9 protein-coding genes are annotated in these 12,176 nt (G+C 48.5%); 2 read left to right on the plus strand and 7 right to left on the minus strand.

The features are described 5' to 3' along the window. Nucleotides 1–419 precede the first annotated feature (419 nt). From L3C95_RS25330 to L3C95_RS25350, 5 genes are all read right to left on the minus strand, one after another. Nucleotides 420–1,286: a nitrilase-related carbon-nitrogen hydrolase gene (locus tag L3C95_RS25330; RefSeq protein WP_236392039.1), complete on the minus strand. Its 867-nt coding sequence runs from the start codon at nt 1,284–1,286 to the stop codon at nt 420–422. A gap of 27 nt (nt 1,287–1,313) precedes the next feature. Further along, nucleotides 1,314–2,696, minus strand: coding sequence for a dihydropyrimidinase (gene hydA, locus L3C95_RS25335; RefSeq protein WP_236392041.1), 1,383 nt, complete (start codon nt 2,694–2,696; stop codon nt 1,314–1,316). Continuing rightward, a complete protein-coding gene (locus L3C95_RS25340) occupies nt 2,680–4,203 on the minus strand; it encodes an NCS1 family nucleobase:cation symporter-1 (RefSeq protein WP_236392043.1) in 1,524 nt (507 codons plus the stop codon). Before L3C95_RS25340 ends, hydA begins: the two co-directional genes overlap by 17 nt. A gap of 223 nt (nt 4,204–4,426) precedes the next feature. Further along, nucleotides 4,427–5,779, minus strand: a complete 1,353-nt coding sequence (locus L3C95_RS25345) for an aminotransferase class III-fold pyridoxal phosphate-dependent enzyme (RefSeq protein ID WP_236392045.1) — start codon at nt 5,777–5,779, stop codon at nt 4,427–4,429. A gap of 28 nt (nt 5,780–5,807) precedes the next feature. Continuing rightward, nucleotides 5,808–7,265: a CoA-acylating methylmalonate-semialdehyde dehydrogenase gene (locus L3C95_RS25350; RefSeq protein WP_236392047.1), complete on the minus strand. Its 1,458-nt coding sequence runs from the start codon at nt 7,263–7,265 to the stop codon at nt 5,808–5,810. A gap of 129 nt (nt 7,266–7,394) precedes the next feature. On the opposite strand from L3C95_RS25350, the gene L3C95_RS25355 reads away from it, so the two are divergent. Further along, on the plus strand, nt 7,395–7,880 hold the full coding sequence (locus L3C95_RS25355; RefSeq protein ID WP_236392049.1) for an Lrp/AsnC family transcriptional regulator: 486 nt from the start codon (nt 7,395–7,397) through the stop codon (nt 7,878–7,880). Nucleotides 7,881–8,098: 218 nt separating this feature from the next. Here L3C95_RS25355 and L3C95_RS25360 read toward each other — a convergent pair whose 3' ends face one another. After that, the gene (locus L3C95_RS25360; RefSeq protein ID WP_236392050.1) at nt 8,099–9,193 is read right to left on the minus strand and encodes a S1 family peptidase; all 1,095 of its coding nucleotides are present in this window, start codon (nt 9,191–9,193) and stop codon (nt 8,099–8,101) included. A 401-nt stretch (nt 9,194–9,594) separates the two neighbouring features. Here L3C95_RS25360 and L3C95_RS25365 point away from each other — a divergent pair, with 401 nt between their 5' ends. Then, nucleotides 9,595–10,695, plus strand: coding sequence for an NADH:flavin oxidoreductase (locus tag L3C95_RS25365; protein ID WP_236392053.1), 1,101 nt, complete (start codon nt 9,595–9,597; stop codon nt 10,693–10,695). A 76-nt stretch (nt 10,696–10,771) separates the two neighbouring features. On the opposite strand, the gene L3C95_RS25370 is transcribed toward L3C95_RS25365, so the two are convergent. Continuing rightward, nucleotides 10,772–11,428, minus strand: a complete 657-nt coding sequence (locus L3C95_RS25370; protein WP_236392055.1) for a hypothetical protein — start codon at nt 11,426–11,428, stop codon at nt 10,772–10,774. Nucleotides 11,429–12,176 lie beyond the last annotated feature (748 nt).

Consider the following 12,176-nt stretch of genomic DNA (forward strand, 5'->3'; position numbering starts at 1 on the left):
TTTGCCGCCGACTTCCTTCAGATTCCACCTCGCGGTGGACACCCTTGTCTTGAGCTAGCGATTCCTACTATCAAGGCTCGCGGAGGACTTACACCTCTTAGTTTATGAACATGCCGGGCGCACAACACACGGCACCTACGGAGCCGATTGATGGTTTGTTGAATATGTTTTGTTACCGGTTTGTTGGACCGCCTGGGGTTGCACCCCGCGTTACAAACACACCCCCCGGGGTTGAAAACCCCGCGCTACAAACACACGGCACCTACGGAGCCGATTGATGGTTTGTTGAATATGTTTTGTTACCGGTTTGTTGGACCGCCTGGGGTTGCACCCCGCGTTATAAACACACGGCACCAACGGAGCGGATTGACGGTTTGCTGAATATGTTTTGTTACCGGCATTCAGCTGAATATGGTTGCCTACAGCTCTGTGAGCTTACCATATGTTTCCGGTCTTCTGTCGCGGAAGAACTGCCATACACTTCTTACCTCGTCGATCATGTCGAGATCGAAAGTGGCGATGAGCAGTTCGTCTTTATCATCAGAGGCACTGGCAAAGATCTGTCCGCGGGGATCAACGAAATAAGATGATCCGTAGAACTTACCCAGGTTCCAGGGCTTCTCCTCTCCTACTCTGTTGATGCAGCCCATAAAGTATCCATTGGCGGCGGCATGTGCAGGCTGTTCCAGTTTCCACAGATACTGGGACAGACCGGCTACTGTGGCAGATGGATTATAAACGATCTCCGCTCCGTTCAGACCAAGTACTCTGGCGCCATCAGGGAAGTGGCGGTCGTAGCAGATGTAGATGCCTATCTTTGCGTACCTGGTCTGGAAGACAGGATACCCCAGGTTGCCCGGTTTGAAGAAGAATTTCTCCCAGAAGCCGGAGGTGTGCGGGATATGGTTCTTCCGGTATTTCCCCAGGTAAGTACCATCAGCATCGATAACAGCGGCTGTGTTGTATAATACGCCTGCCTGTTCTTTTTCATAGATGGGCACGATGATCACCATGCTGTACTTCTTCGCATAGGCAGCGATCCTCTCGGTAGTAGGTCCTGGAACGGTTTCGGCTGACGCATACCATTTAGTATCCTGACCGGGACAGAAATAAGGGGTGTTGAAGATCTCCTGCAGACAGAGGATCTGCACGCCTTTTTCTCCCGCTTCTTCGATCAGCGGGATATGTTTCTGAAACATGGCCTCTTTAATCTCGTCGATGGTTCCCTCACCTTCTGTTTTGGGCAAGCTCATTTGAATAAGTCCTGATTTGATAATACGCGACATGAGGATCTATTTTAGGTAATGAATTGTTCAGATCTTTCCGCTGACCTTATTACGTTTGATGAATTGCCCGTAGCCTTTGGCTACCAGGCATTCGTTGTTGTCGATCGCTACTTTTCCTCTTAAGACCACCGTCTTCACTTTACCGGTAAGTTCCCATCCTTCATAAGCGGAGTAGTCTACATTCATGTGATGGGTAGCTGCGCTGATGGTATGTTTCTCGTGCGGATCCAGGATAATGATATCGGCATCGCTACCAATAGCGATAGTTCCTTTACGGGGGAACATACCGAAGATCTTTGCGGGATTGGTGCAGGCAACTTCCACGTATTTGTTGAGGGTGATCCTGTTCTTATTTACCCCTTCGCTGAACAGCAGCTCCATTCTGTTTTCAATAGCGGGATGGCCATTGGGGATCTTTGAGAAGTTGTTTTCACCCATCAGCTTTTGTTTCCACATAAAGGGGCAATGATCGGTGGCCACAATATTGACAAGTCCCTGGTTGATGCCTGCCCAGAGCGTTTCCTGGTCTTTTAATTCCCGGAGGGGCGGGCTCATAACCCATTTCGCACTTTCGAAGCCCTGATCATATTTAGACGCATCGAGGGTGAGGTACTGGATGCAGGTTTCGACGTAGACCTTCTGATTGCGGCGGGTGGCATTGCGAACAGCATTGAGGGCTCCTTCGCAGGTGAGATGGACGATGTATGCCGGGCAGCCGGTATAATTTGCAATGTCGGTGAAGCGGGCGGAGGCCTCGGCTTCCGTCACTTCCGGTTGAGAGAGGTAGTGATATAGCGGAGATACATTTCCTTCGGCCAGGTGTTTTGCAACGAGATAGTCGATGACATCGCCGTTAGTAGCGTGTACGGTGACCATCCCACCCTGCTGTCTTACTTCCTGCATTAACGCGGTCATTTGCCGGTCGTCGATCATGAGGGCGCCTTTATAGGCCATGAATGTCTTGAAGGAAGTGATCCCTTCCTGTTCCACCATGGTCTTTATTTCAGCTTTGGTACCGGGGTTAAAATCGGTCACTGCCATGTGGAAGCTATAGTCGCCTACAGTAGTACCGCGGGCCCTGCTGTTCCATTCATCCAGTGCTTCGCGGAGGGTATGTCCTTGTTTCTGCAACACGAAATCGATCACGGTAGTAGTACCGCCAAAGAGGGCGGCCCTGGTGCCTGTTTCGTGCGTATCGCTGGAGAAAGTGCCCATAAAAGGCATGTCCAGGTGTACATGCGGATCTATTCCTCCGGGCATGACCAGCATACCGGCAGCATCGATGGTTTGTTCAGCATCAGCGATCAGTTCTTTACCGATAGCGGCTACCTGTTCTCCTTCTACCAATATATCCGCCAGGTAATCATCCGTAGCGGTAATGATCCTTCCGTTTTTAATCAGCAGTGACATAATTGATTTCGTTGTTTTTTCCGGTAGTGGTAATGATACTATAAGAACGCATGATGAGATAGTAACTGATGCCGGATACAAAGAATCCTACAAACCATGCATAACTGTATAATTGGGTGATCCAGCCGGGGACGGCATCCGCTGGTATGAGTCTGATCGTTGTCAGGAAGCCGGGGATGTTAGGTATAATACCCAGCAGCAGGGCTACTATGGCATAGCGGTTGAAGCCATTGGAGAAACTATAGGCCCCCTGCGGATCGTACAATTCATCCACCACCAGCTGCTGCTTACGGATCAGGTAGTAATCGGCGATCATAATGCCACCTACCGGGCCTAATAAGCTCGAGTAACCGACCAGCCAGGTGAAGATGTAGCCGGTAGGATCGGCGACCAATTTCCAGGGGAAAATGAGAATTCCGATAATACCCGTGATATAACCGCCGGTACGGAAGCTGATCTTTTTAGGCGCGAGGTTGGCAAAGTCGTTCGCGGGGCTGATAATGTTTGCCGCGATGTTGGTTGCCAGTGTGGAAATAGCCACTGCGATCATAGCAATGCTGACCAGGATCTTGTTATCGAATTTGCCGGCCAGTACTACGGGATCCCAGATAGTGGTGCCGTAAACGATCGTGGTGGCGGAGGTTACAACAACACCAATGAAAGAGAATAAGGTCATGGACGGGGGCAGCCCTAAGGCCTGCCCTTTGATCTGTGCCTTCTGGCTGACCGCATAGCGGGTAAAGTCAGGGATATTGAGTGACAGTGTAGCCCAGAAACCTACCATGCCTGTGAGACCGGGAATGAAGAAAGCCCAGAAGGCAGCGTTGGAGGTGAATTTTGAGGGTTGTGTCAGAATAGGTCCGAGGCCGCCATCGACGGCGTTTACCGCCCAGTACAATAGTGCCAGTACGGCGATGGGCAGGAAGATGGCTTTGAAGACCAATAGTTTCCGGATGCTTTCTATGCCTAAATAAACGATGTACATGTTGAGCAGCCAGAATAAGAGGAAGCAGATAGCAGGACCGGTCGCAAGGCCAAAGGACGCCGGGAATACTGGTGGTAAGCCGACAAGACCGGGCATCCACAATTTCAGCATCTGGTAGAGGGCAAATCCGCCGATCCAGGTCTGGATACCGAACCATCCGCAGGCAACAATTGCGCGCAGCATGGCAGGAATATTGGCGCCCTGGGTGCCGAAGCTGGCCCGTGCGAAGACCGGGAAGGGAATGCCGTATTTGGCGCCCGCATGACCGTTCAGGATCATGGGAATCAGGACGACGGTGTTGCCGGCGAAGATCGTGAGGATGGCCTGCCACCAGTTCATTCCTCCTTCTATCAGGGAACTGGCCAGCATGTAGGTCGGGATGCAGAGGCTCATGCTGATCCAGAGACTGGCGTAGTTCCAGGTGTTCCAGGTACGACGTGATTCGGGTACAGGGGCCAGGTCCTCGCTGTAAAGCGCGGAGCGGGGAATGTTTTGGTTGATGTTATGGTTTTGGGCGTCCATTATTTTATTTATGTTTTAGCAGATGTTGTTTTTGGGGTTGAAACCACCCCAATTATCTCCGTCCGATTATCACAATCCCGAGGTTGAAACCATCCCAATTATCGTCGTCCGATTATCACAATCCCGGGGTTGAAACCCCGCGCTACAAACACACGGCACCTACGGAGCCGATTGATGTTTTGTTAGGTATGTTTTGTTGCGTTTGCGCTTTGTTGTCCGGTGTCTAGAGAACATATTCGTCTGCAATTGAGAGCGCGTCGCTGATCATGGCGAGGCCTTCATCAACCTGTGCTTTTGTGATACTTAAAGGTGGCGCAATAAATACATAGTTCCAGCGGACAAAAGCATACATTCCTAATTGTTTGAGCCGGGCAGCTACCCGGTTCATTACGGCCATTTCCTCCGGTTTGGCGTTGAAGGGCACCATGGGTTCTTTTGTGCCCCGGTTCTTTACGAGCTCTATACATCCCAGCAGGCCCGTGTTGCGGAAATCGCCGATGCAGGGATGATGTTGTTTCATGGTCTCTACTTCCTGTTCTATGTAGGCGCCCATGGCGGCGGCGTTCTCGATGAGGTGTTCGTCTTCGTAGATATCCAGCACTTCCACGCCTGCTGCACAGGCTACGGGATGCGCGGAATAGGTCAATCCCAGCCAGAGTGTTTTATCGTCGAAATGAGCCGCTATTTTATCACTTACGATTAAAGCTCCCAGGGGGATGTAGCCGGCAGTAATTCCTTTTGCGGTAGCGATCATATCGGGCACTACGCCATGCAGGTCGCAGGCGAACCATTTGCCTGTTCTTCCGAAGCCACTCATGACCTCATCGGCGATCAGGAGGATGCCGTATTTGTCGCAGAGGGCCCGGATCTTTTGCAGGTAATCCGGCGGATATTTGATACAACCGGAGGAACCGCTTTCACCCTCCATCAGGATGGCAGCTATGGTTTCAGGACCTTCGAACTGGATGACCCTTTCTATGTGGCTGACGCATTCGCGACTGCAGGTAGTTATTTCTTTGCCCCACGGACAGCGGTAACAATAGGGATCTTCGACATGTACGATGTTCGGGACCTGCTGGGCATCGTGGGCCAGTTTACGGGGATCGCCACCGGCAGTCATGGCAGCGTAGGAAGCACCATGGAAAGCCCGGTAGCGGGCGATGATCTTATGCCGGCCGGTATAGAGGCGGGCCAGTTTTATGGCGTTCTCTATAGCACTCGCGCCACAGACGGTGAACAAGGTCTTTTTCAGATTGCCGGGGCAGATCTCTGCCAGTTTATGTCCCAGTTTGCCACGTGCTTCTGTTACGCATCCGGGAGTAACATAGCTGACTTCCTGCATCTGTTTCACGACAGCAGCAGTGACGCGTGGATGACCGTGGCCGATGTTTACATTGATCAGTCCTGATGAGAAGTCGATGTAACGTTTGTCGTCATAGTCATAGAGATAGACGCCTGCAGCGTATTTTACGGCAATGGGGGCAATGCCTTTTTGTTTACTCCATGAGAATAAGGTATAGTCCAGGTTTTCCTGGATAATTTCCTGTGCATGGGATATGATCCCTTTTTCTGACATACGCGGAAAATTTGTGTGAACAATGATGCTAACTCATCCAGTTTACGCCTTCTTCGGGATTCCATTTGGTGGTACTCTTCTTTAGCTTCGTCCAGAACTCTATGGAGCTTTTGCCGGTGATATCGCCTACGCCGAATTTGCTTTCGTTCCATCCTCCGAAAGAGAAAGGTTCACGGGGTACAGGGACGCCAACATTCACGCCGATCATGCCAGCGCTGGCCCTTTCAGCGATGTAACGCGCCATACCTCCGTTCTGCGTGAATACGGAGGCTGCATTGCCGTAAGGATTGGCGTTTTCGATGACCAGGGCTTCATCCACCGTATTGGTGCGCATGATGCTGATAACGGGACCGAAGATCTCTTCTTTTGCTACCGCCATATCAGCGGTTACATAGTCGATGACCGTCGGGCCGACGTAGGTGCCGTTTTCCTTACCGCTTACTTTTGCACCGCGGCCGTCAACGAGTATTTTCGCGCCCTGGGCTTCGGCTTCGGTGATATATTTTTCTATTCTTTCTTTCGATTCTTTGCTAATGACAGCCCCGAGATTTTGTCCGGGGACGATCTTTTTCACCTCTTCACAAACGAGGTCTACGATATGATCTACCTGTCCTACACCTATCATTGCGGATGCCGCCATGCAACGTTGTCCGGCGCAACCGCTCATAGATGCGGCCACGTTCTGGGCGGTCATACCGGGTTTGGCGTCTGGTAATACCACCAGGTGGTTCTTTGCACCGCCGAGAGCCAGGCAGCGTTTGAGGTTCTGCGTGGCGCGCTGGTAGACAATCTTAGCAACTTTCGTAGAACCTACAAATGATACGGCTTCTATATCGGGGTGATCGCAGATGGCGTTGACTACTTCGCTATCGCCATTGACGATGTTCAGCACACCGTTGGGTAGTCCGGCTTCTTTGAGGAGACGAGCGAGTACGCCCAGGCTAAGCGGTACTTTTTCGGACGGTTTTATGATCATACAATTGCCCAGGGCGATGGCATTGGGGATGGTCCAATTGGGCACCATTGCAGGGAAATTGAAAGGTACGATAGAGGCGACCACTCCCAGTGGTACGTGGGCCGTGCGGCATTCCACGCCCGCGCTTACTTCCAGCACTTCGCCGGTGATGAGCTGGGGCAATGAGGTGGCGAATTCGGTCAGTTCTATACATTTTTCCACTTCTGCGATGGCCTCGGTCATTGTCTTACCGTTTTCTTCGCTGACCAGCTCTGCGAGCTCCTGCAGATATTGTTCCAGCAGATATTTATACCGGAAGAAGACCTGCACCCGTTCTTTGATCGGTGTTTTACTCCAGCCGGGGAAAGCTGCTTTTGCGGCCTGCACGGCTTCTGCTACGTCTGCCGCAGTGGAGCAAGGCATTTCAGCCAGCAAACTGCCATCTGTGGGAGAAATGACAGGGAGTGTACGTGGAGATGATACTTCCTTAAAATTACCATTAATGAAATTCCTGACCCTTTCGTATTTCATTGCCTTGGGGAGTTTGGGTTATGAATGCATTTTTTATACGATACCCTTAATTTACTGAAAAAAATGTACATTTAGTATGTACTTTCTGACATTTCTGCAAATACCTTTAACTCCTATATTCTAAGAGAAATGGGAAAAACTAAATCCACTGACAAGCTTCCCCTGGACGATCTTGATTTCTCTATCTTAACCTATCTGCAACAGGATGGCAGGGTTTCTTTTACTGTTATTGCGGAGAAGCTGAATGTGTCTATCGGGACTGTGCGGACCCGGTTTAACCGGCTGATTGAGGACGGGACGATCAGTATTGTGGGGCGGGTTGATCCGGAGAAGGTGGGGTTCAGGTCTTATGCGCATATTGCTGTGTATGTCAGACCGGCGACATTAAAGGAGGCAGTGGCGAAGAAGATATCCGTCCTGCCTGAGGTAAGTTTTCTGGCAATGACGTCCGGAGCGTATGACCTTGAAGTGAATGTAATGTGCAGGGATAATGATCATTTACTTTCGTTTGTAGATCTGTTGTCGACGTTTGACGGGGTATATCAGACGAATACGACGATCTACTTTAAGGTGTATAAGTATGCACAGCCGGATCTGATGTTGCTGAAGCGGTGAGTGTACACCAATCAATAAGCTGAAACTCCCAAGATCCCTTACAGAAAGCTCCTACCGGCCGACTCTTTGTTTAGTAACAGCAGGAAAGCATTTACAGGGAGATCGTCGCTGACACAACAGACATAGTCGCTGCCCTTAATGTATCACCTTTTTATCTACCGGTAATTACTCTCCTTTTAGTGGTTGCTATCTGAGAACTTCAATTTACTATTTCACTCCTAAGGCATCGTTTCCATCGTTCCGGCTTCTGAGTGGCTCGTGGATACGCTTTGGTTAGAAAAATTGATACTGATATTCATTGCCTCCACTACATCGGCGATGTGATTGGCAAGCGTGATCTGTGGTTTTGCGTTACCGTTGCTGGCAAATAATAATCCAACGATATTATTGTGCGCGTCGATGATTACGGAACCTGAATCTCCTTTTTCTGAAAAATGCTTGTCCGGGCTTATGGGCTGAATGGCGATCTGGCCGGTAAATGTGCGGGGTACGCCTTCTATCGGAAAGGTGGTAACCGGATAGTTCACATCTACTATTCTGCCTTCGGTACGTCCTGACACCTCTCCTACCTTGAAGACTGTTTGTCCGGCGATAGCGGTAGCCTGACCTAGGATCACATTTTGCTCTGGGCGGCCATTCACGCAAAGTCCGTTGATCTCATTAATATGTTGAGCGTCGCCGTTGATGCGGGGATAATCAATCACTGCGATGGCAGCATCTACTTTATTGTTGATGGTTGCTTTAATGATCGTGCCGACAGCATTGACGTCGTCTTTAGGATGGTATGGCAATTGAGAGAGGCTGATGTCGGGCACTTTTGCGGGAGCCGGCTGGTATATTCTGTCGCCCACTTTTGCGTTGTTGGCCATCAGTACATGCCAGTTGCTTAAGAGCACGGTTTTACCTGTTTCGTTATCTGTTGCCAGGCAGCCCAGGGTACCGTGTGCTATTTCATTGCCGAAGCTCTCGGGGTCCTGTACTACGATACGGTTGGTGACCTGTATACCTCCGCGTAAAGGACGATAAATATTTTCATCGAGAGAGGCTTTAAAGTCAGGAATGATATTCACATCAGTCGGGATGCCATTGATCTCTGCGGGCAGTACTTCATGTTCAGCCAGCTGGCCCTGCCCCTTTTTCTCCTGGACGTATATCCTGATACAAAGTGTATCTGTGATATGTCCGTTTACTTCTTTTAGGCCAATGCTGACATGATGTACTCCGGGAATCTTAAGCAATGATTCTTCTACCCCGCTTTTCAGCATATCCTGGATCATTTCGTTTTCCCGTTGGAGTTGTTCTCTCGATTTCATATGCTATTTATTTAGTCTAAAGATCGGTATTCGGCGAATGTGTTGCAAGTATGTGTGGTGAATGTGTTGTTAAACCCGTATTAAAACATCCTGTGGGATAATGCCAGGGCATTGCATACGTAATCATAACGCAGTTGCAGCGGTGAAAGGACGGCAGTATCATGGAAGTATTTTTTTGGGCATTAACTTTTCAGGGAAAGGATGGCTGGTTTACAATGTTTTGGGGCGCTATCCTTTCTTCAGCAAACTACAACATTTTCCGTCAGATATCAAATCTATCCCATCCGGGGGAAATGTCATTTACCGGTAAAAGATAATTGGCATTTCGGAAATCTCCGATATATTTGCCTTGAAATTCTATTATCCCTTATTGGGTCCACATATACATAAATGTAAACAGAATGAGTAATCTGAGCTTATTTAAGCCTTTCAGCCTCAAGTCGCTGAACATAAAGAACAGGATTGTAATGGCCCCTATGACGCGGTCATTTTCACCAAATGGCGTACCGGGAGACAACGTAGCCGCTTATTACCGCCGTCGTGCGGAGGGTGAGGTTGGATTGATCCTTTCGGAGGGTACGGTGATCAATCGTCCGGCGTCTTCTGCAGATCCGAACATTCCGCGTTTTCACGGGAGCAGTTCACTGAATGGCTGGCAGCAGGTGATTAATGAGGTACATGCAGCTGGCGGCAGTATGGGACCACAGATATGGCATCAGGGCGTAATGGACAATCATCATTCCGGATGGCTGCCTCTCACGCCTTTTGAGGGCCCTTCGGGTATTAACAGACCTGAGAATACGAATGGTGTTGCGATGTCGGAAAAGAATATTCAGGACACGATCAAAGCTTTCGGCGATGCTGCAGCGGACGCAAAAAGCCTGGGATTTGACTGTGTGGAGATACATGGTGCGCATAACTACCTGATCGATCAGTTCTTCTCCGCAAAAACGAATCTGCGTAGTGATCGTTATGGTGGCAAAACACTTGCAGAGCGGTCAAGATTTGCTGTTGAAGTGATTAAGGAAATAAGGAGGCGTGTGGGAGATGATTTTGCGATTATCATCCGTTTATCGCAGTGGAAGCCTTACGACTATAATGATAAACTGGCTGCTACTCCGGCAGAAATGGAATCGTGGCTGCAGCCAATGGCAGATGCGGGCGTAGATATATTCCATTGTTCACAGCGCCGTTTCTGGGAACCTGAGTTTGAAGGCTCTGATCTGAACTTTGCCGGATGGGCGAAGAAGATCACGGGTAAAGCGACTATTACTGTTGGTTCTGTGGGATTGAGCGGAGAGTTTCTTGCTGCGTTCAGAGGAGAGCGTTCGGAGCCTAGTTCACTGGATGAACTGGTACGCAGATTTGACCGGGGTGATTTTGATCTGGTGGCTGTTGGAAGACCTATTCTTGCGGATGCGGATTGGGTGAAGAAGATTAAGGAAGGCAGGACGGAAGAGCTGAAAGGGTTTTCAAAAGAAGCATTGACAGAACTATTGTAGTTGTAGTTGTTAGTATAAAACAAGCGCCCCGGTGGAAACCGGGGTGCTGTTATCTAATTAAACCCCAAATTGTGCATCAAAATAAAATACCCTGACTCATCATAGCCGGAAGCAATTTTCTTATCACATTACGTGTAGCAACAAACTCAGGCAACTCCCGTAAAGCATAGAGTCGCTTTTTACCGGAGACATTCTGTATATCGTTGACTGAGAACTTACCAATAGTTGTAGCGAGATTTATCTCCCCGAGAAGGTTTAACAAAAGCAGATTTACGGCATTGTAGAATTCTGCCGATTGCCAGTTAGCCTGAGTCGCATCCATGTATAACTGAAGATCCAATAATCCTAAACGCTTGTTATTCTTGCGAGCGGTGAAATAAATATCATTAGGGAAGAACACCATATCATCATGAGTAAATAAGCCTTTAATCTCAGTTGGATATATAAAGTCGACGAAGTGCCACTCATCTATTACAGGGGCTCTGCTTATTAGAAATGTAACCTCTTCAAACAACCTGAAATCTCCCTCAGCCGATATGATTAATTCCGCATGGATACGATGTTCAAGATTTAATACATACCCCAGTCCCTTATGATATTTGTGCAATTGCTTCAATAATTCATCTAACCATGCTTCCTTTTCTGTTTCACTTACCTCATGTAAGCGTAAATAAACCTTTTGGTGGCACAAGAACCACATCCAGAATGATTGCGCTGTTTTTATATTAGGCATTGTTATTGTTATTTGTTTTGTGATCAATGTATTTTTACACTATTAGTCCGGGTAGACATACTTTGTATACCAGGTATTGCTACAAGGATTGTCCGAACGATTTATTCGCCGGCAGCATTCTTTTCGGAATTTTAAAAGAAGCCCGGCAGGAATACCAGGCCTGTTTCATAACCCTCATAATTCTTCCACTAAAAATTCTTTCATTAGAAATAGTCATGTTACATATTAACCTGGCTACTTCAATTAGATTTTATGGAGACCGTATAAATCAATTATTCGCAATAGCTTTCCCTGTTGAGAATGAGGGAGTCATTCTCAATGCACGTTATAACCTGTTAAGGCAATAGTAGCCGCAATCCCGGTCCAGATTTGGCCGGCGGCAGGAAATGCGATTTACACTACGTTCCGGGAACGCAGACGTAATGTTCTTGAGTCTTTTAAGTATGTATATGCTGTTTACTTGTCGGTCATTCTTTACGTTTACCGTTGCTTAATACAGAGCCGGCGAATAATGCAATGTCATCCACCGCTTGCAGACTTATTCCGAAAACTACTTGTGAGTAAGAGTTATTTATTGCGTGAGGGCTGATTTCAGTATATGTGGGAGGCTTATTATAATCCTTAGTGTGTGTCTTGTTTTTGGCTGGGGATAACGTTGTAATGACACCTGATATATAGGAAACTGAGAAAGGCCGGTGGATATTGAGGTTGACGTGGTTCATGCGTAAGCTATTGCTCGCCCGCATAG

This window comes from Chitinophaga filiformis, assembly GCF_021646545.1.
In the GTDB taxonomy this organism is placed as follows: Bacteria; Bacteroidota; Bacteroidia; order Chitinophagales; family Chitinophagaceae; genus Chitinophaga; species Chitinophaga filiformis_A.